General features: G+C 67.2%; 11 protein-coding genes. 4 read left to right on the forward strand and 7 right to left on the reverse strand.

The features are described from left to right. Positions 1–316: 316 nt before the first annotated feature. From DES44_RS17375 to DES44_RS17390, 4 genes are all read right to left on the reverse strand, one after another. Positions 317–682, reverse strand: coding sequence for a hypothetical protein (locus DES44_RS17375; RefSeq protein WP_058933531.1), 366 nt, complete (start codon positions 680–682; stop codon positions 317–319). Between the two features lie 175 nt (positions 683–857). Then, entirely contained in the window at positions 858–1,877 is a 1,020-nt protein-coding gene (locus DES44_RS17380; protein WP_058933530.1) for a PD-(D/E)XK nuclease domain-containing protein, read from the reverse strand. A 400-nt stretch (positions 1,878–2,277) separates the two neighbouring features. Further along, a complete protein-coding gene (locus DES44_RS17385) occupies positions 2,278–8,817 on the reverse strand; it encodes a YDG domain-containing protein (protein ID WP_058933529.1) in 6,540 nt (2,179 codons plus the stop codon). A gap of 29 nt (positions 8,818–8,846) precedes the next feature. Next, positions 8,847–10,544, reverse strand: coding sequence for a ShlB/FhaC/HecB family hemolysin secretion/activation protein (locus DES44_RS17390; protein ID WP_198164881.1), 1,698 nt, complete (start codon positions 10,542–10,544; stop codon positions 8,847–8,849). Between the two features lie 242 nt (positions 10,545–10,786). Between DES44_RS17390 and DES44_RS17395 the strand changes: the two genes are divergently transcribed. Together DES44_RS17395 and DES44_RS17400 are read left to right on the forward strand one after the other, a co-directional pair. Next, entirely contained in the window at positions 10,787–11,596 is an 810-nt protein-coding gene (locus tag DES44_RS17395; protein ID WP_058933528.1) for a response regulator transcription factor, read from the forward strand. Further along, complete coding sequence (locus tag DES44_RS17400) at positions 11,593–13,956, forward strand: sensor histidine kinase (RefSeq protein WP_058933527.1); 2,364 nt, start codon at positions 11,593–11,595, stop codon at positions 13,954–13,956. Before DES44_RS17395 ends, DES44_RS17400 begins: the two co-directional genes overlap by 4 nt. Here the strand turns inward: DES44_RS17400 and DES44_RS17405 are convergent. Together DES44_RS17405 and DES44_RS17410 are read right to left on the reverse strand one after the other, a co-directional pair. Continuing rightward, the gene (locus tag DES44_RS17405; protein ID WP_083525261.1) at positions 13,921–14,700 is read right to left on the reverse strand and encodes a class I SAM-dependent methyltransferase; all 780 of its coding nucleotides are present in this window, start codon (positions 14,698–14,700) and stop codon (positions 13,921–13,923) included. The two genes, DES44_RS17400 and DES44_RS17405, sit on opposite strands and share 36 nt — an antisense overlap. Positions 14,701–14,847: 147 nt before the next feature. Then, a complete protein-coding gene (locus tag DES44_RS17410; protein WP_198164880.1) occupies positions 14,848–15,543 on the reverse strand; it encodes a diguanylate cyclase in 696 nt (231 codons plus the stop codon). 223 nt (positions 15,544–15,766) lie between these two features. Between DES44_RS17410 and DES44_RS17415 the strand changes: the two genes are divergently transcribed. After that, a complete protein-coding gene (locus tag DES44_RS17415; protein ID WP_083525260.1) occupies positions 15,767–16,867 on the forward strand; it encodes a S1C family serine protease in 1,101 nt (366 codons plus the stop codon). Positions 16,868–16,903: 36 nt separating this feature from the next. On the opposite strand, the gene DES44_RS17420 is transcribed toward DES44_RS17415, so the two are convergent. Further along, the gene (locus tag DES44_RS17420; protein ID WP_058937135.1) at positions 16,904–17,431 is read right to left on the reverse strand and encodes an Lrp/AsnC family transcriptional regulator; all 528 of its coding nucleotides are present in this window, start codon (positions 17,429–17,431) and stop codon (positions 16,904–16,906) included. Positions 17,432–17,855: 424 nt separating this feature from the next. On the opposite strand from DES44_RS17420, the gene DES44_RS17425 reads away from it, so the two are divergent. Next, entirely contained in the window at positions 17,856–21,413 is a 3,558-nt protein-coding gene (locus DES44_RS17425; RefSeq protein ID WP_058933524.1) for an indolepyruvate ferredoxin oxidoreductase family protein, read from the forward strand. Positions 21,414–21,567: the final 154 nt, after the last annotated feature.

Here is a 21,567-nt window from a genome sequence, read left to right on the forward strand (position 1 = left end):
TTGACAGGAGAGTGGGCATAGGCACCGTAGTCTCGAGGCCACAACCGGGTCAACCGTTAGGGGCGGTCGTGCTACGCACGATGCCGCTGGTCGCGGCCAGGTTTCATTGGAACGATGGATCGGTCGCCACGCTGTTCGTCCTGGGCAGGATTCAAGCTCGAAGTTCATTGTCGCATCTCTCCTGTCGTGGCGGGAAGCTCTCAACAACGCCGATGCAACGCACCCCAAGCCCCAATGAAAAGGGGGAAGACCGCCGAAGCGTCTTCCCCCTCTATGAGCTGCCATCACGGGCAGCGTGTCGCGAACTCCGACCGTCTTACTTCGCCGCAGTGAACCGCAGCACCACCGACCGCACCTGCGTCACCTTGAACCCGGTCGCAGCCTTGAGCGCGCTCAGCGCGTAGGCGCTCAGCGTGTCACGGCTCATCCCGGCCAGGCTGTCCGGCACCAGGGCCACCAGCGTGCCGTCTTCCATCAGCGTCAGTTGCATGACGGCGCGCTCGCCGCCGTCCAGCGGCAGCACGGCTTGCGTACGGACGCTGACCGAGCCCTTGAGCGTCGGCTGTCCGGCTTGCTGACCGTCCTGGCGTTGCAGCGACAGGCTGCTGCCCTGGTCCACCACGCGGTACTGGCCCTCGAAGCTTAGGCTGGATTCACCCCCGGCCACGAAGATGGGCAGCACCGTTTCGCTGGCGGTGGAAGCGCCGCCGGTAGCGGCCTTGCCGTTGCCGTTGCCGTTGCCTCTGCTGTTGCTGCTCGTGCTCGAAGCGCTAGAGGAACTTCCAGCGCCATCGGCAGAGCCAGTGTTGCCGTTGCCAGCGCCACTGCTCGTGACTAGCTGGCAGACCTTGGTGGACTTAGCGTGGAGGCGAGAATATGACCTCCGTGGGAAACCCTCGAGCGGCAGCGATCACGCTATCGCGCATGTCGACGGGATTGCGCACCATGTGGGTCGGGTCGTAGATGAGGAAGATAAGTGACTCGCAATGTGAATGGCTAGGAAATTGCGCCAAGTCGAGCAAAAGCTGTTTGCCCAGCTCGCGGTCGGTCAAAGAGTCGCGCATCATTTTCGCCTCAACACCGGTCCGCTCGTTCACGAGCAGGAAGTCCACGCGTGAGGATGAACCGGCCAAGCTAGGCGTGGTCTCTTCCGGCCTGACGTTGTCGAAGTGAGTCCTCAGCAGGGCGCAAAGGGCTTGCTGAACATCGTATTCGTCGTTGATCGTCCAAGGGTTGTGACCGGCTCTCGGCTTTGCCTGGAGTTCGTTGGCGTAAACATGAAACCGTGCGAGCAAGTGCTTCAGCGCCCCTCGGGCCGCAGGCGTATCGGCGGTTTCAGTCTCTTCTGGGAAGAAGTAGCCGCGCAGGACTGCGGCCTCGTACTCCGTTTGGACGGGGTCCCGGCTCGACTTCACGCCCCAGATCAACAGCCCAATCAGAACGATTTCAACTCCGACGAAGGCGACCAGTGTTCCAATCGCAGGCTGTACACGGATACGCGTGCTATAGCGGTAACGCGGAATTCCGTCCGGCGACGCCTCATACTGCGGCTCAAGGGTGTAATCCACGTGAAGCACGATGCCGAATTGCGTTGGGTCTATTGCCACCAGGTTCGCATTGGGCCGTGGGTGTCTCAGTGGGGCTTCGTTGTAGGCCTGCAAGGTATCGAACTGCAGCGCCACGTTCTGCTTAAAACTATCAGACGACAAGAACTGGACGAAAGCCGGGTTCGTCATGTCGTCCTGCATAAAGGCAGGCGAGATTTTGTTGAAGTACAGAACCGCCAAGGAAACGATGTTTGCGAATAGCAGGAAGAGCGACACGCTCCGAAATCTGCGTGCCTTCAGGATCAGTTTTGCCAGTTCAGTGTTCTGCATTTGAGCGGTGTCTTCACGCGAGATGAGGGCATACGCCTAGGTGGCGTCCCTCTCGTAGGTGGTGGGGCGCAAAGGACGGGATCGAGAGTTATGAGCTCAGGTCAGACGATCGGTGCCGCCGTGTTCCCAGTCTTTCGCACTTGCGTACCCGCCCTGCCCCGTTTTTCTTGAATAAATGGCGTTGACTTTAAACGCCACTGGCAGAGATCTTCTCGCCTGTTCAAAATCGATGGTGGCGTAGCTGGTCGCAAGTGGCGGCTGCGCTGCACTCCTCGGCTGCGCGTAACACTGTTGCAGGACGGCGCCCGCATGCCCAATGAAACAAGGGGAAGACCGCCGAAGCGTCTTCCCCTGCTGATGAACTGCCCTCACGGGCAGCGTGTCGCGAAATCCAACCGTCTTACTTGGCCGGAGTGAACCGCAGCACCACCGACCGCACCTGCGTCACCTTGGACCCGGTCGCCGCCTTGAGCGCGCTCAGCGCGTAGGCGCTCAGCGTGTCACGGCTCATCCCGGCCAAGCTGTCCGGCACCAGGGCCACCAGCGTGCCGTCTTCCATCAACGTCAGCTGCATGACGGCGCGCTCGCCGCCGTCCAGCGGCAGCACGGCTTGCGTACGGACGCTCACCGAGCCCTTGAGCGTCGGCTGTCCGGCTTGCTGACCGTCCTGGCGTTGCAGGGACAGGCTGCTGCCCTGGTCCACCACGCGGTATTGGCCCTGGAAGCTCAGGCTGGATTCACCCTCGGCCACGAAGATGGGCAGCACCGTTTCGCTGGCGGTGGAACCGCCGCCGGTAGCGGCCTTGCCGTTGCCGCTGCCGTTGCCGTTGCTACTGGTGCTCGAAGCGCCAGAGGAACTTCCAGCGCCATCGGCAGAGCCAATGTTGCCGTTGCCAGCGCCACTGCTGCTACCGTTTCCAGCGCTATTGCCGTTGCCATTGCCAGCACCGTTGGCGCCGCCGCCATTGCCGGTGTTGCCGCCGTTGCCGCCATTAGCGCCACTACCGGCGCCATTGGACGCGTCCCCGGCGACCAAACCGCCACCATTGCCGCTCACGGTGCTCACACTCACGCCATCGGCGGTACGGAACTCGCCTTCGGTGCTCAGCTGAACCGTGGAGGCAGTCCCGACGCCACCTTGGCCAGCGCCGTCACCTTGACCCGCAGCGCTGCCGTCACCGTTGCCGGTGGTGCCGGACGACGTGTTGCCGGCGCCCTTGTTGGTGCCGCTGCCGTTGCTGCCGTTGCTGCCATTGCCGCCGTTGTCGCCGCTGCCGCTGCCGCTGGAAGAACCAGCCGAAGCATCGCCGCCAGTGCCAGTGCCCGCGCCGTTCCCAGCACCACTGCCACCACCCGTCCCCGATCCCGTACCACCTCCGGCGAACAGCTCATTCGTCCCCGCCGTCCCCGGCAGCAAAGTCGCACCGGTCCCACCCTGGCCACCGCCGCCGCCGTTACCGGTCGACCCGGTCCCGTCGCTGCCCTTGGTGCCATTGCTGGTATCCACCTTCGCCACCAGCCCGTCCAGCGCACCCGTGGCCGGGTTCGCATTGATCGCGCCCACCGACGACGTCTGCGTCTTGTCCAGCTGATAGTTGCCAGCGTCCGAGCCATTCAGGCCCAGGCCCACGGTGACCGTCTTGGACACGCCCACGGCCGCGTTGTCGTAACTGCCCTTCAGCACGGTCCCGACCTTGTCGCCCGCGACCACGCCCGACAGCTCACCGCCGCTGACCAGCGCCACGGTGCTGCCGTCATACAGCTTGGTCGTCACGGTGACCGGCCCGGCCGAGATCACCTTGGCGGTGACCGTGCCGGTGCTGGTGACAGCGCCCGACGGCAGCATGTAGTTGCCAGCGTCCGCGCCGCTCAGTTGCAGGTCCAGATTCACCGTCTTGCCGGTGCCGGCATTCTTGTTGGCGAAGCTGGCACTGCCGTTGGCGGCCAGTTCATCCCCGGCGACGACGTTGGACAGCGTCACCGAATTCAAGGTGGCTGCCGTGCTGCCGTCGTAGACCTTGGTGGCCACATCGGCCGACACCCCCACCGCGCGTGGCGTGATGCTGGCCGTCGCCGACGTGTCGAACGCATAGTTGCCGGCGTCGGTGCCGTTCAGCACGACCCCGTTGACCGTCACCGCCTTGCCGCTGCCGACGTTCTTGTCGGAGAAGCTGGCGCTGCCCACTGCCCCCACGCCCACGGTGTCCCCAGCCACCACACCGCTGAGGCTGATGGTGCCCACGGTGGCTTTGGTCGTGCCGTCGTAGACCTTGTCCTGCACGCTGCCCGCAGCCGCACTCACGCTCTTGGGCGTGATGGCCGCAGTGGCGGAGCCGTTGAACACGTAGTTGGCCGCGTCCGCACCGCCCAGGCTCATGCCGGTGATGACGGCCGCCTTGGCGCTGCCCGCGTTCTTGTCCACAAAGCTGGCGCTGCCGGTGCCGCCGACGCTTACGCTGTCGCCCGCCACCACACCGCTCAAGCTCACGGTGCCCAGCGTGGCAGCGGTCGTGCCGTCGTAGACCTTGCTGTTCACGCTGCCAGTCGCCGCACCAATCGCCTTGGGCGTGATGCTGGCGGTAGCGCTCGTGTCAAAGGCATAGTTCCCGGCGTCGGTGCCGCTCAGGCTCAGGCCGCTGATGGTCACGGCCTTGCCGGTGCCTGCGTTCTTGTCGGCGAACGTGGCGCTGCCAGATCCGCTGACGCCCACCACATCGCCCGCCAGGACGCCGCTCAGGCTGACCGTGCCCAGCGTGCCGGTGGTCGTGCCGTCGTAGACCTTGTCCTGCACGCTGCCGGTGGCGGCACTGATGCTGCGCGGCGTGATGGTGCCGATGTTGCCGGTGGCGGTGGTGCTGCCCAGCGTGTAGCCGTAGACCACGGTGCCGCCATTGCTGGCACCAGTCATGGACACACCGTCCACGCTGACCGACTTGGCCGTGCCCACATTCTTGTTGCCGTACACGCCAGCGCCGGCGACCGAATAGGTCACGGTGTCTCCGTCAATGACGCCGCTGATCGTGTAGTTGCCAGCGCCCAGGGTCGCGGCCGTCGTGCCGTCGTAGACCTTGCTGGTGGTGCCCACCAGGCTCACGGTCACGGTCGGCGCCACGGTGTAGAGCAGACCGTTGCCGGTGCCCAGCACAGTAGACGCGGTGGTGGCCTGGTACTGCTTGAAGTCCGGGCTCAGGCCACCGCGCACATCCGCCGTCGGCGTGGTGGAGTAGACCAGCCAGCGGCCGGCGTCCGACTGCAGCGCCGCAGCGCCGGCGTTGTTGGTGAAATTCCGGCCCGACGCAAGCAGGATGCCGGTCGTTTCATTGCCGCTGTTGGTCGCATGCACGGCCTGGGCCAACGTCAGGTCCGAGGTGGCGCCGCTCAGGCGCACATCGACGGTCTTGTCGACGGTGATGCCATTGACGCCGTCCGCCGTCCCCACCGTCAGGCTCTTGCCGTTGACCAGCGCCAGCGAGCCTGCCTGCGCAGCCAGCGTGCTCACCTGCTGCATGCCGCTCAGGCTCACGTCGCCGGTGCCCGCTTCGATGGCCAGCTTGCTGGCGGTCACGACCGCGCTGCCGTTGATGTCGCCACCCGCGGTCTGGAGGATCACCGTGTTGCCCGCAGTCAGCGGGGCGTTCAGCGACAGTCCGCCGTTGAGCACGTTCAGGCGCAGGCTGCCGGTGTTGGCCGTGATGGCGTAGGGCAGCGTCATCGTGTCGCCAACCAGGGTGAGCTCATGGCCCACGGTGGCGGCCAGCGCGCCTTCGGCGGACAGCGTCCTGCCGGCGCTGCCGATCACGATGTCCTGCGAGCCGTTGAACTTGCTCAGCGAGGTCTGGCTCAGCATGCTGGTGGCGCCGCCGACGGTCAGCGTCTGGGACGGGTTGACCGTGTCGAAACTGACCGTGGCCAGCGCCTGGCCGCTGACGGTGGCGGTGCCGGCATCAAAGCTCAGCGCCTTGAGGTTCAGCGTCGAATCACCGCCGCCCAGCTGGATGCCTGCGTTCAAGCCCATGCTGTTCTGCGCCACCAGGTTCACCGTCGTGGGCGTGGTGGTGGAGATCGTCAGGCCGTTCACGCCATCCACCGTGCCCAGGCCCCAGCTGCTGCTGCCGGTCTGCACCAGGGTGTTGCCGCCCACGTTCAGGGCCAGCGTGGTGAAGTCGAAGGTGCTGCTGGTCAGCGTGGCGCCGCCCGCGGCCGTCACCGCCAGGTTGGCGGCCGAGACACCGCCGTTGATGCCTTCGACCTTGCCGCCAGCAATGACGTGGACCGAGCTGGCGTTGGTGGTGATGTCACCATCGAAAATCACGTCCCCGCCATCTGCGCGGCCCACGATCAGGGTCGCGGCATTCACGGCGGAGGTGGAGCTGCTGGCCAGGGTCGTGCCCAGGTGCAGGTCGGTGCCAGCCCCTTCCTGACGCAGCGTCACGCTACCGGCGCCGCCGTTGGCGGTGACGGTGCGGGCGACGTTGATGTTGTCGCCGCTGAGGATGATGTTGCCAGCGGTGTTGGTCAGCGTGCCGGCGCTGATGTCGATGTTCTTGTTCACCAGCTCCAGGGCACCATTGGCGGCGAAGCTGAAGTTGTTGGCCAGGGTGATCGTGCCGGTGCCGTCTTCACGACCGATGGTCAGGTTCTTGATGCCCTGCAGCAGCGACAGCTGGCTGACCGATGCGAAACCCGTGTTGTCGCCCAGCACCATGCTGGTGTTGGCATTGGCCGGCTCCAGGCGGATCGACGCGGTGCTGAGGTTATTCAGCGTGGCGCCGGTGAAGTCGATGGCGCTGCCGCGCAGCGTCAGCACACCGGTGCCGGTGTTGAGGTTGACGATGCTGGACAGCGTGATGATGCCGTCGGTGAGGATGCTGGCGCCGGCGTTCATGGTGAACGGTGTGTCCACCGCCACGTCGCCGCTGGCGCTCAGCACGCCGCTCAGCACACGGACGCCGGTGGTGTAGCTGCCGTCAGCCTTGAAGAACAGGCGACCGGCGCCCAGCGTCATGCTGGAGTCCAGCACGATATCGCCCGTGCCCGCCGAGAGGTAGAGGTTGCCCCCGTTCGTGGTGACCGGCGCCGACAGGGTCAGACCACCGCCGCTGGCGTTGTCCGAGTCCGCCCAGATGCGCACATAACCGCCGTGCGTCGTGACCGAGCCGCCGACGGTCACGCCGTCCGCGCCATACAGCGTGACCGAGCCAGCGCCCGGCGTGCCGCTTCCCACCGCGGTGACCGAATGCGTCGGCAGCGTGCCCGGGTTGGTGCCCGTCCCCCACGCGATGAGGTTGGCGATGTTGGTCAGGTAACCGGTCCCGGTGGAGCCGGCCTGCAGATAGATGCTGCCGGTGCCAAACACTTCCACCGTGTTCTGGGCATTGGCGAAGGTGATCGAACCGTTGCCCGTCGTGCCCGCTTCCAGACGCAGGCTGACGTTGTTGGCCATGCTCAGGCGACCGTCGCCGCCGTTCAGGGCCAGGTTGGCAAAGTTGATGTTGCCGGTAGCCTGCAGCGTGACGTTGGCCAGCTGGGCTTCCAGGTCACTCACATACACGGTGCTGCCGGTGATGTCGCCGGTGCCAGCCCCTGCGGTGATGGTGACCGTGGCCGGATCGAGCAGCAGCTCGCCGGTGTTGCCCTTGTCGGCGCGGGCATCGGTGACGCCGCTGTAGCTCAGGGATTGCTTGCCGGAGACTTCCGCCTGGCCGCCGTCACCGCCATTGGCGCCGCCGCGCACGTCGATGCGGCCGGCAAAGCGGGTGGTGTCGTCGGACCAGAAGACGACCTGGCCGCCGTTGCCGGTGTCGGTCGCGCTGGCGCTGGCCTTGACGGAGCTGTCCGCCGTCACGGTCGTTGCGTTGTGCAGGCTGCTGTCCTTGCCCTGGTAGCCGCCGCCCACCAGCACGGTGCCGCCGCCGGTGGCACCGCTGGCATTGAGCGTGGCGCCGCCATCCAGCGTGATCTGCTGGCCGGTGACGGTGATGCGGCCGCCCTGGGCCGTCGCCGAGCTGGCGTCCAGCGAGCCGGCGACGTGCACCTCACCGGTGGCCCCCCCGTCCAGGACGATGCGGCCGCCGCTGGTGGAGAGGCCGGTGGCCTCGATGACGCCTTCGTTGTTCACCACCGTGGCCATGGCCGTGCTGGCACTGCGGGCGCTCAGGGTGACATTGCTGCCCTGCAGGCTGCCGGTGTTCTCGACCAGCGCATTGAGCGTGGACCGATCGACGGTGAAGCCCAGCAGGCCGTCGCCGCTGAAGTCGAGGGTGACCTGATCACCGGCGGCCAGGGCCACGCTGCTGCCCTGGATGCTGCCGCTGTTGCGCACCACCGGCGCCACCAGCGCCACCACGCCACCGGCTTGCAGCTGGCCCGCATTGGTGACCGCACCGGCCTGGCCGTTGCTGGTGAAGGTGTAGTGCCCGGACAGGAAGTCGCTGTCCGACAGGTTCAGCGAGCTGGCCACCAGGCCGCCCACATTGACCTGGGCCGTCTTGCCAAAGACGACGCCGGCGCTGTTGAGAATCCAGACATTTCCGTTGGCGGTCAGCGAGCCCTGCACCTGCGTCGGCACGCCACTGTTGATGCGGTTCAGCGCGATGGCATTGCTGCTGGGCTGGCTGAAGTGGACGCCGGCCGCAGAGCCGATGTCGAAGCTGTTCCAGTTGATGACCAGCTTCTGGGTCTGCTGGTTGACGTTGAGCGAGTTGCCGTTTTGCGTCAGCGTGGCCGCACCGGCCGCCACCGTGGCGCCAGTCGGCAAGGTGCCCGCATCGAGGGCGGAGGCGGCCTGGCCGGCCAGACCCAGCACCAGGGCGGCCGCAGCACAGCGGACGGCGCCGGAGGCGCGCTTGCCGCGGGCGCGGGTGGTTTCCGCGACGGCCACATAGGTGCCGGTCGCTTCATTCCAGACCAGACGGTAGGCGTGATTCAGAGAATTCTTCATGACGTGCGTGTTCTTCTGGTTGTGGGGGCTCAATAAGCGACGTTCAGCTGCACCCAGGCGCGCTGACGCTCGGCGCGACCGTCGGCCTCCAGGCCGTTGGCGCTGCGACCGCGGTTGTGACCCAGGGTGTGGGCCCAGGCACTGCGAACGCTCCAGCGCTCACCCGACACGTTCAAGCCCAGGCCGGCACCGGCCAGGCGGTAGTGATTGGTGGACGGATCCGCCAGGGCGCCCGTCCAGGGGTTCTGGTGCTGGGTGATGCCGCCCACATCCAGGAAGCCCAGGCCCTGCGCGCGCAGGCCGTAGAAGCGGAAGTCGCGACGCAGTTCCATGCTGGCCAGCCAGCCGCTGTCGCCAGAGGCCTCGCCCACGGCATAGGCCCGCACACCAGCGGGGCCGCCGAGGATGAACTTCTCGGAGGAGTCCAGGTTGTCGGTGGCCAGTTGGCCGTTGGCCGACACGAACAGCGTCCAGCTGCCCAGGCCCGGCAGGCTCTGGTTGCGGCCCACATGCCAGTTCAGCTTGGTGAAGCTGCCCTGGGTGGAGGCGCCCACCGCATCCGCACGGGCGTCATCCGGATTGCGGGCCAGGGACACCTGGCCGCTGGCCACGCCCAGACCCCAGTCGGTCTGGCCGCCGCCGAAGCGCTCGTCCCAGGCGTTGGCGCTGAAACCCACGTTCACCCGGTCCACGCGGCGACGGTGCAGCGACACGCCCAGCGCGTCGTCGTCCAGGCGGCGGTCTTCGGCGTCCAGGTTCAGCCAGACATTGCTTTCGCGGGCGCGCTGCAGCGGGAAGCTCAGGCCGGCGCCCAGGCTGCGGGCGGTGCCGCGCAGCTCCAGCGGTTCCAGTTCCAGGCCGACGCTGTAGCGCAGGTAGGAGGCGTTGACGTTGGCCCGCAGACCCTTGGGCGACAAAGCCCACGCGTAGGAGGCTGCGGCCTGGCTGGTGTCGCGGGTCTTGCTCAGCGAGACGAAGGCCTGGTCTTCCCGCTCCAGCGGACGATTCAGCACGCCGCGCACGGTGGCCCGCACATCGCCGGTGTAGCGGTTGGCGAAGTTGTCCACCGAGGCGGAGACGCCCCAGGCGCGCTGCTCTTCCACCTGGGCTTCGATGCGGCTGGTGCCAGGCTGATCGCCCTTGGCCAGCGCCGAACGCACGGTGATGCCCGGCACGTCGCGCATCAGCAGCAGCGCGCGCTCCAGGTCTTCCGCCTTGGGGGGGCCTTCGGGCAGGTTGGCATCGGCGATGACTCGCAGGCGGGCCTGCAGCGCGGCATTGCCGCCGGTCAGGCCCAGACGGCCCGGACCTTCCTGCAGCCGGCCCGGCACCACCGCAATCTGCAATTCACCACCGCTGAGGTCCTGGCGCGGCAGGTAGGCGCGGGCCAGCAGGTAGCCCTTGGCCTGCAGGCGCGCGGTCACGCGCGCGGCCAGGGCTTGCATCTGGGCATGGTTCAGCCGCTGACCGACACCGTCGGCCACCCAGGCCTGCAGTTCGGTCTCGGTGGCCAGGCCGTCGGCGCCGGTGAAGCGCACCTGCTGGACCAGGGCGGTCAGGCCCGGCTGGCCGGCCGCCTGCGACAGCGCATTGGCGTCGGCCTTGGGTTCGGTGCTGGGGCGGCTCGCGGGTTGTTCGACACGCTGACGCTCGTTGAGCAATTGGCCGGCGTCCGGCGTGGCGGCGATCGTTAACAAAGGCGACATGCTCAGCAGTGCTGCAGCCATGCGCAGATTCGTGATCTCGTGCACCTGGGTTCCCTTGGTCTTATGTGCTTGGGTCGCGTTTATCCGCGTCCCGAGGGGCCGGGGGTTTTGCGAAAACGCCTGCGCCCTTTGCCAAAAGGAATGCCGCCGTACATTGAATGCAACGTTGTGAAATTTTTACGTGGTACTTGTGCGCAGGGCGCGACGTCTTTCGCCCCGGGAGACAGACATCCACGGTGGGCGCGCCGGACAATCTGTTCCCTATGACGGAGACCGATACCGCCGTCCCTTCCGGGGCCACGGCGCCACTGATACTGCTGATCGACGACGTGCCCGAGGACCTTCGCTGGCTCAATGAGCTGCTGCGCAAGGAATACCGCATGGCCCTGGCCCACAGCGGCCAGCAGGGCCTGCAACGGGCGCAGGCCCTGCGGCCGCAACTGATCCTGCTGGATGTCGGCCTGCCGGACATGGACGGCTTTGCGCTGTGCCGCCTGCTCAAGACCGATCCCATCACCGCCGCCATCCCGGTGCTGTTCCTCAGCGCCCACAACCAGCCGGACGACCGGGTGAACGGCCTGGGGCTGGGGGCAGTGGACTTCATCAGCAAGCCGTTCTGGCCGGAGGAAGTGCTGGCCCGCGTGCGGGTGCATCTGGCCCTGGCCGCGCAGCTCCAGCACAAGGACGAAGAAGAACCTGCCGGGGCGCCAACCGGCGATCCGGCGTCCCGCAATCCGGACGGCCTGCTGGTGCAGGAGGCCGTGCGCTACATCCGCGCGCATCTGGCCGAGCTGCCCCCGGTGCCGGAACTGGCCCGCCGCATCGGCCTGCATGAAAAGCGTCTGCTGGCCCTGTTCCGGGACCATCTGGGACAGACGGTGTCGGGTTTCGTCAGCGAGGAACGGATGCGCCATGGCGCCCGGCTGCTGTCGGAGACCGGCATGGCGGTGCAGCAGGTGGCCCTGGCGGTGGGATTCAACAACCCCGGCAACTTCGCCACGGCCTTCCGAACCCGCTTCGGGCAGAGCCCGATGGCCTACCGAATGGCGGCGCGCGAAGGCAGCGTCCAGTGATCGGGACCCGGGCGCTGCACGCCTGGCCGATGCGGGCGGCGCTGCTGCTGGTCCTGTTCCTGATGCTGGCGTCGCCGGCCCGCGCACAAAGCGTGCTGGAACTTCAGGCCCAGCAGCCGGTGATCGACCTGACCCCTTATGTCTGGCTGCATGTGGACCCCAAGGCGGACGCGACCCTGGCCGACGTGCTGTCCTCCCGCGACTTTGCCGCCGCCCAGCGCCATGATCTGCAGCCCGGCTACACGCCCGCGGCCTACTGGCTGCGCATCCGGCTGCACAACGGCACGCAGGAGCCGATCCGCCGCCACCTGCGGGTGCCACCCGCGCGGCTGGAAGAGATCAGTCTGTATGCCCGCACCGAGGGCCTGGGCTGGCATCGGTCGGATGCGGGCCTGTCGGTGCCCTTCTCCCAGCGCGAGCTTCCCGTCCGGGTGAGTACGTTCTCCGTGCAGGTGGAACCGGGCCAGCAGGTGGAATTGCTGCTGCGGGTCGCCAGCCGCAGTTCCATCAACCTGCGGCCGCAGCTGTGGGAGACGGCGGCGCTCGCGCTGCGGCATCAGCGGGAGCTGCTGGCGGACGGCCTGATGCTGGGCATGATGAGCCTGCTGCTGCTGCTGGCGCTGGCGCTGGGCTTTCTGCTGCGGGAACGGGCCTACGTCTACACGGCGCTGTATGTGCTGAGCTACATGCTCTATGAATCGGGCATGCGGGGCACCAGCTTCATGCTGCTGTGGCCCGACGCGACCGACTGGGCCTTGCGGTCCCTCTCCACCTTCGCCATCCTCACCACCTTGCTACAGGTGCTGGCCCTGGTGCGCATGCTGGGCCTGGCCCGCACGCAGCCGCGCTTGCAGCGCGCGCTGCGGGTGGTGGCCCTGGCGAATTTCCTGGGCGTCGGTCTGTGCGTGTTCGGCAACTATCCGCTGGGCACCTTCATCACCGCACAGTTCAACACCGTGCTGCTGCTGGCCATGGTGGTGGGGGCGTGGCGAGCCTGGCAACAGCGCCACCCGCTGGCCAAGCCCTGGCTGGGCATGCTGGTGGCCGGCATGCTGGGCATGACGCCGCGGTATGCAGAACTGCTGGGGCTCATGCCTTACAGCGCGCTGAGCGACTATGCCCCGCCGATCGCCAGCCTGCTGGGCACTTTGCTGGTGCTGGGCGGGCTGCTGCGCCGCATGCAGCGGCAGAAGGCCCGGCAGGAACTGCGGCTGGAGATGGCGGTCCGGGAACGGACGATGGCGCTGGATGAAGCCCGAGAGCGGGCCGAACGCAGCGACAAGGCCAAGGGACGGCTGCTCGGCTATCTGGGCCATGACCTGCGGGCGCCGCTGGCGTCGGTGGTGCAGGTGGCGCGGCAACTGCGACCGGGCGAGGACTTCGAGGCCAGCCGCCATGCCATCGAGCACAGCAGCCTGCTGGCGCTGGAGATGATCGACGAGATGCAGCACTTCTCGCGGTCCCCGGAATCGGAGGCAAGGCTGGAGATCCTGCCCGCGCCGCTCTATCTGCATGGGCTGCTGCAGGAGATCGTCCACCAGAGCCAGGCCCTGGCCCGCGCGGGCGGCAACACGCTGACGCTGGTGATTGCCCATGAGCTGCCCTCGGTCGTGCAACTGGATGCGCGGCGCTTGCGGCAGGTGCTGGTCAACCTGCTGGCCAACGCGGCCAAGTTCACCCGGGGCGGGCGCATCGTGCTGCAGGCGGGCGTCACGCAGGATGGGGCGCTGGCGCTGGCGGTCAAGGACAACGGGCCCGGCATCGCGGCCGAAGACCTGGCGCGGGTGTTCGAGCCCTTCGTCCGGGCCCCGACCGAAGCGTTCCGGCCCGGCATCGGGCTGGGCCTGAGCATCGTGCAGCAACTGGTGCAGGCCATGGAAGGACAGATCGCCGTCCACAGCCGGCCCGGTCAGGGCGCTCGATTCGAGGTGCAGTTGCCCTGGGTGACGGCGCAGGAGGACGAAGTCTTCTGGCCGCCGGCACGGCCCTGGCTGGCGCAGCCGATCGGTGAAGGTCACACGGCCCTGCTGCTGGACCATTGCGCGGTGGTGCGCGAGGCGCTGCGGGAGCGGCTGGTACTGGCGGGATTTGAATGCCTGGAGGCATCGAGTCCGCAGGAGGCCGATGCGCTGATGCAGGCGTATCCAGTGCGGCTGCTGGTGGTGGAGCCGGAGCTCACTGACGACATGCCGGCGTGGCTGTCCACCTGGCGGCGCCGACCGCAGACGGCCCTGCTCTACTGCAGCCAATGGCATGCGGCGACGGCGGGCGGCCCGCCGAGGCTGCTCAAGCCAGCGCCGGAGAGCGACTGGTGGGTGACGTTGTCAGGCCTGATGCGGCGCGAGGAAGCCCTGCAGTGATCGAGGGCGGGCGCTCAGCCAGAGGCGAGCGGCGTCGAGGGGTTCTGGGGGCTCGAAGCCTTGCGCTTGAAGCAAGCGGGCGATGGGGGCTTCCTCCAGTGCAATGACGCTGAACGCATGCGTCCAGGTGTCGGCACCGATGCGGTAGCGCAGGGTCATGCGGACCTGAGTGCCCTCCGAGTTCGGGTCAGAGCCGGGGGCGGGGTTGGGGTCCGGGCTTCGCTCGACGGAGACGACTTCCATCGACCCGTCCTCGCTACGGCTGACGTCACCGACCTGTGCCGACAGCAGCCAGTGCGGGGGCTGGCGCTTGAGGATCAGTCGGCCCTCCGGGGCGACATGCCGCGCTGCAGCGGCCACGAAGGCGCGCCGCACGGCGCTGTCCGCATGGTTGATCATGCCGCTGGGCAGCAGCACCACATCGAAGCGTTGGTCGAGCTGAAGGGTTTCGATGTCCGCCTGCACGCGCTGCACCGCGTCGCTGACGTGGCGCAGCATGTCGGCCGAGTTGTCCACGCCGGTGACGCGGCAGCCGAACTCAAGCAGCCGATGCGTCAGCCGACCGGTGCCGCATCCCAGCTCCAGCACGGTGGTGCCGGGCGGCAGCCAGGGTTTCAGCAGCTCGATCTCACCGGCATAGGCCGATCGACGATACAGCTCCACCGAACACCCATCAGCGGACTGCGGGCCGGGGCCGGCGCCGCTGAAGTGGAGGGGGAGTGAGGCCGGTGAACGAGTCTCCATGGATGCGCGTGTTGAGGCCAGCAGGCTTGTTGAAACTCAGTGGTCCAAGCATAGCGCTCCACTTGAGCAACCTCAAAGATCGCAGAGTTGGCAAGCATGCAGTCATCACCGCGAGACAGCTGTTGCCAGCTGGCGGACACCCCGCGTTCAACGTCCCCCCACCGTCCGCGACGGATGCAGGGTATCCGTCCCCATCGCCTTGGCGCGCCGGGCCGCCTCCGGCATCAGACGTCCGCCGGCGCTGCGCCAGCCGCGCCACAGCTCCTCCAGATAGGGCAGGATCTCGAAGAACAGAATCACCAGCAGGATGGTGGCGAGATAGGCGGTTGGCAGCGGCGTGTCTTTCCACGCCAGCGAAAAGTCCGCGGCCTCCGGCCCGACCCCCACCAGTGCCATCGCCTGCGGCCAGTGCAAGGCCACCACCGCGATGATGGCCATGAGTGGAATCATCTCCAGGAAGCTGTGCACGTGCTGCTCCAGCACCGTCACCACCCGCGCCGTCGTGGCGTAGCTCACATCCCACAGCGCCGTCAGCTCATGGATGAAGAAGCACACCACCATCACCGCAATCACCAGCGCGTTGATGCGCAGGAACAGGCAGGCCAGCACCGGCAGGCCCACCTCCACAAACATCAGCAGGTGAATCAGCGACTCCTTCGCGCCGGTCGTCTGCTCGATGCGCGCAGCCCGATGACAGAACCAGTCCGCCACACCCGCCAGCAACCACAGCGGCAGGATGAAATAGAGCAGGATCAGCTCGGTCGGGTCGCCCGCCGCTGTGGCGAGCGTCGTGGCGGCCGGGACGGCCGTAAAGGCCATGGGCAAGGCAGTGGTGACGGACATGCGAAGGCTCCGTGGTGCGACAACAGGTGCGTCCCGTGAGCAAACAGGATGCCCAGCCTCCTGCGCCCTCCCCAGCCCTGCCCGCATCATCGTCCCCTCAATGAGCGGCAGGTGGCTACATGATGGCGTCCGCCGTGGCAATCACCGCATGGCCGGATAGCCGCGCAGCCCCATCTGAAATACAACAGCCGGCGAACCTGTCACCAACGCCGAGGGAGGCGTCATGAAAACCACAACCGCTGCGGCCCTGCTGGTCGCCGCATTGCTCGGGGGCTGCGCGTCGTCCACGCAGACCTTCACCAACACCAAGGCCTCGGACGCGGTCAAGGCCAAGAGCTTCAGCGCCTACAAGGAAGTCCTCTTCGTTCCCCCCAAGGAGGACCCGCGCCAGGTCGTGCCTCGTGTCGTCAAGGAAATCGAAAGCCTGGGCCTGAAGGTCACCACCCTGGACCCCAGCAAGCCCATCGAGGCCCCGCAGGGCACCGCCTTTGTCATCAGCCCCGACGGCTGGATGCTGACCTGTGCCCATGTGCTGAAGGACCAGAAGGAAGCCACCATTACGCTCAACGGCCAGCGCCTGCTGGCCGACGTCGTCAAGTCCGACACCAAGGTCGACCTCGCCCTGCTCAAGCTGCGTGACCCGCTGCCCAAGGACACCCCGGTGCTGGCCTTCCGTCAGGCCCGGCCGGCGGCCATGGGCGAGGATGTGTTCACCATCGGCTATCCGCTCAGCCGCCTGCTGGGCAACAACGCCCGCATGACCAAGGGCCTGCTGTCCGCCACCAGCGGCTTGCGGGACGATGTCAATGAACTGCAGGTGTCCGCCGAAATCCAGCCCGGCAACAGTGGCGGACCGCTGCTGGACCAGAGCGGCCAGATCCTCGGCATCATCCGTCAGACCCTCAACCCGGGCGCCGTGGCCCAGGCCACCGGCGGCGCCCTGCCCCAGAACGTGAACTTCGCGATCAAGGACGAGCCCGCCATCAAGTTCCTGCGCGAAGCCGATGCCGACGGCGCCAAGGCGCTGGTGTTCGACCGTGTCACCACGCTGGACACCGCCGCCAAGGCCGTGGCCAAGGTGCAGGCAGGCATCGTGGACGCAGACGGCACCCGCAGCGACAAGGTGTTGGTCAAGCTCGTCTACAGCAGCCACTGGGACATCTGGTGGCGCTTCCGCGTCTTCATCATCGCCGCCTATGACTACGAGACGCTGGAGCCCCTTTTCGCAACGGGTCAGGGTCGGGACAACATGATCAGCAACGAAGAGGTGGTGATCCACGACACGATGGAGAACTTCCGCAAGTCCCTGCGGGACAAGCGCTGACCTCCCCGCCGCCGGCCCCGGCCGGCGGTCCGCCCCTTACGGCTTCAGATGCCCCAGGGGCAAGGCGCCGCCGGCCTTCACTTCCCCCAGCGAGAAGCTGGTGTGGATGTCCTTCACATTCGGCAGGTTCAGCAGCGTGTCGATCGAGAAGCGGCTGAACGCATCCAGGTCGGTGGCCATCACCTGCAGCTCGAAGGTGCCGGCGCCGCTGATGTAGTGGCAGGCGATCACCTCGGGCAACGCCCGGATGGCCTGCTCCAGCTCCCGGGTGGCCGCACCGTTGTTGCGGTCGGCATCCACCCGCACAAAGGCCAGCACGCCCAGGCCCAGCTTGCGCCGGTCGATTTCCGCGCGGTAGCCGGTGATGAAGCCCTGCTCCTCCAGCCATCGCACGCGCCGCCAGGTCGGCGCCGCCGACAGGCCGATCCGGGACGCGAGTTCCGCGTTCGACAAGCGGGCCTCTTTTTGCAGCGCGGCCAGGATGGCGACGTGATAACGATCCAGGCCGCTGGCGGTGGTGCCGCCGGCCTCGTCGGCGTCAGCGCTCGCTGCCCCGCCCGCCAACCCGCCCGCCAACCCGCCCGCTTTTGCGCCCGCTGCCCCGCCTGAAGCCGCCGCTGCACCCGTCGCCGAGCCAGTCCCCCCACCGGTCGTTGAGGGGTCCGATCCCGTCAGGGTTTTCCCTTGACGCTGATTTCGCGATGCCAATCGTTCTCTCCGCCGTTGTCTCAAGCAAGATTCTTGCTCAAGTCTCTTGCGAACGGGCATAACAAGCAAGCACTCGCCGCGCCGTATTTCCTACACTGGGGTGCTGGTCCGCCTCCTGCCCCGACAGGACAAGTCACCCCTTGTCCCGGTCCTGAGCGGGGGAAGACCCAGCATGACAACATGGCGCTGAAGACCATCAGCGGTATCTGGCAGCACGGCCTCGCAGGCCCGCCACAAGCGGGACCCGACGGTGCCGGCCACCAACAGGAGACACCCCCTCATGAATGCCCCCCTGCCCGAACACATCCTGCGAGCACTGGAAACAGTCAGCCTGGACGACAAATACGCGTTGGACGAGGGCCGTGCCTTCATGAGCGGCATCCAGGCCCTGGTGCGCCTGCCGATGCTGCAGCGCACCAGGGACGCCATGGCCGGCCTCAACACCGCCGGCTTCATCTCCGGCTACCGCGGCTCGCCGCTGGGCGGCTACGACCAGGCCCTGATGGCGGCGCGCAAGCACCTGGCCAAGCAGCACATCGTCTTCCAGCCCGGCGTGAACGAGGAACTGGGCGCCACCGCCGTCTGGGGCACGCAGCAGCTGGACCTCTTCCCCGAGAAGAAGAAGTTCGACGGTGTTTTCGGCATGTGGTACGGCAAGGGTCCCGGCGTGGACCGCTGCATCGACGTGTTCAAGCATGCCAACATGGCCGGCACCTCCAGGCATGGCGGCGTGATCGCCATTGCCGGCGACGACCACATTGCCAAGAGCTCCACCGCCGCTCACCAGAGCGACCACGTCTTCAAGGCGGTCGGCTTCCCGGTGTTCTTCCCGTCCAGCGTGCAGGACATCCTGGACATGGGCCTGCATGCCTTCGCCATGAGCCGCTTCTCCGGCCTGTGGTCCGGTCTGAAGACCATCCAGGAGATCGTGGAATCGTCCAGCAGCGTCAGCGTGGACCCGGACCGGGTGCAGATCCTGCTGCCCGAGGACTTCCCGATGCCGGCCGGCGGCCTGCACATCCGCTGGCCCGATCCGCCGCTGGACCAGGAAGCGCGGATGATGGACCACAAGTGGTACGCCGCCCTGGCCTACGTGCGGGCCAACCGGCTCAACCACAACGTGGTGGCCACGCCCAACGACCGTTTCGGCATCATCGCCAGCGGCAAGGCCTGGAACGACACCCGCCAGGCGCTGCATGACCTGGGGCTGGACGACGACAGCTGCCGCCGCCTGGGCATCCGTCTGCACAAGGTCAATGTGGTGTGGCCGCTGGAAGCCACCATCACCCGCGACTTCGCCCAGGGCCTGCAGGAGATCCTGGTGGTCGAGGAAAAGCGCCAGATGATCGAATACCAGCTCAAGGAAGAGCTGTACAACTGGCGTCCGGACGTGCGCCCGAACGTGCTGGGCAAGTTCGACGAAGCCGAGAACGACCTGAGCGGCGGCGAATGGAGCCGTCCCAACCCCAGCAGCCATTGGCTGCTGCGTCCCCAGGCCGACCTGACGCCCGCCATCATCGCCCGCGCGATTTCCAAGCGCCTGCTCAAGCTGGGCGTGGATGCCGACACCGCCGAGCGCCTGCGCGCCCGCGTGGCGCTGATCGACGCCAAGGAGCAGTCGCTCAAGTCGGAAGAGAAGACCGCCGGCGGTGCCGACCGCACGCCCTGGTTCTGCTCCGGCTGCCCGCACAACACCAGCACCCGCGTGCCGGAAGGCTCGCGCGCCGTGGGCGGCATCGGCTGCCACTACATGGTCACCTGGATGCCGGGCCGCAACACCGCCACCTTCACCCAGATGGGCGGTGAAGGCGTGCCCTGGGTCGGCCAGGCCCCGTTCACCGACGAAAAGCACATCTTCAGCAACCTGGGCGACGGCACCTACTTCCACAGCGGCATCCTGGCCATCCGCCAGAGCATCGCCGCCGGGGTGAACATCACCTACAAGGTGCTCTACAACGACGCGGTCGCCATGACCGGCGGCCAGCAGGTGGGCGAGCGTCCGGAAGGCCACAGCGTCTTCCAGATCATGAACAGCCTGATCTCCGAGGGCGTGGCCAAGCTGGTCATCGTCACCGACGAGCCGCAGAAGTACGACGGCAAGCCCGTCGCCCCGGGCGTCACCGTGCATCACCGCGACGAGCTGGACGCGCTGCAGCGCCAGTTCCGCGAGATCCCCGGCACCACGGTCATCATCTACGACCAGACCTGCGCCACCGAAAAGCGCCGTCGCCGCAAGCGCGGCAAGCTGGTGGACCCGGCCAAGCGCACGGTGATCAACGAAGCGGTCTGCGAAGGCTGCGGCGACTGCTCGGTGCAGTCCAACTGCCTGTCGGTGGAACCGCTGGAGACCGAATTCGGTCGCAAGCGCCAGATCAACCAGAACACCTGCAACAAGGACTTCTCCTGCGTGAAGGGCTTTTGCCCCAGCTTCGTCACCATCGAGGGCGGCGAGCTGAAGAAGCCCAAGAAGGACAAGCGCCTGAACCCGCTCGACGCCAGCCTGCCGCCGGTGCCGCAGCCGCTGCTGCCCAATGCCGAAAAGGCCTGGGGCATCGTGGTGGCCGGCGTGGGCGGCACGGGGGTGATCACCATTGGCCAGCTGCTGGGCATGGCCGCGCATCTCGAAGGCAAGGGCGTGATCACGCAGGATGCGGCGGGTCTGGCCCAAAAGGGCGGCGCCACCTGGAGCCACATCCAGATCGCCAACAGCCCGTCGGCGATCTTCTGCACCAAGGTCGGCACGGCGGACGCCGACCTGGTCATCGCCTGCGACTCCATCGTGGCGGCCAACAAGAGCACCCTGGCGGTGATGCGTGAAGGCCGCAGCTACGTGGCGCTCAACACCCACGGCTCGCCCACCGCCACCCTGGTCAACAACCCGGACTGGAGCTTCCCGGGCGGCGCCTGCGAGGCCGCCATTGCCAAGGCCGTGGGCAACGAGCATCTGGGCATGTTCGATGCGGAAGAAGTGGCGGTGAAGCTGCTGGGCGACTCGCTCTACACCAACCCGCTGATGCTGGGCTATGCCTGGCAGAAGGGCCGCGTGCCGCTGAGCCATGCGGCGCTGATGCGCGCCATCGAGCTCAACGGCGTGCAGATCGACAACAACAAGGCGGCCTTTGAATGGGGCCGTCGCTGCGCCCACGACCTGGCTGCCGTGCGCTCGCTGTATGCCACGCAGCAGGTCATCCAGGTGATCAAGCGCCAGGGCGTGGACGAGCTGCTGGCGCGCCGCGTCGAGTTCCTCACCGACTACCAGAACGCCGCCTACGCCGCCGACTACCGTGCCTTCGTGGAACGGGTGCGCGCCATCGAGGCGCCGCTGGGCGGCACCCGCCTGACCGAGGCGGTGGCCCGTTATCTGTTCAAGCTGATGGCCTACAAGGACGAATACGAGGTCGCCCGTCTGCACACCGACCCCAAGTTCCTCCAGAAGATCCAGGCCCAGTTCGAAGGCGACTACAAGGTGGTGCACCACCTGGCCCCGCCGCTGTTTGCGAAGAAGGATGCACAGGGCCAGCCGGTCAAGTCGCCCTTCGGTGGCTGGGTGCGTCCGGCGATGAAGGTCCTGGCGCGGCTCAAGGGCCTGCGCGGCACGGCCTTCGATCCGTTCGGCCATACCGAGGAGCGTCGCACCGAGCGTCAGCTGATCCAGGACTACCGCGCCAGCATCGAGGCCATCCTGGCCAAGGGTCTGACGGCGGAGCGCCTGCCGCTGGCGCTGGACATCGCCCGTCTGCCGGAGGACATCCGCGGCTACGGACACGTCAAGGAACGGCATCTGGCCGCCGTGCGCACCCGCTGGACGCAGCTCAGCGCCCAGTGGGCGGCGCAATAAGCGGGTCGGCGTCCCTTCTCTTCCCTCCCCGCCCCGGTCCGGCGTGGCGTCCACGCCGCAACCTGTGACATAGGACCCCCGCGCCTTCCCCCTCAAGGGGGACGGTGCGGCAGTTCTCGCCAGTCGCGCGAGCCTGGCTGGCTAGACTCCCGCC

Source organism: Roseateles depolymerans (assembly GCF_003387155.1).
Lineage (GTDB): Bacteria > Pseudomonadota > Gammaproteobacteria > Burkholderiales > Burkholderiaceae_C > Roseateles > Roseateles depolymerans.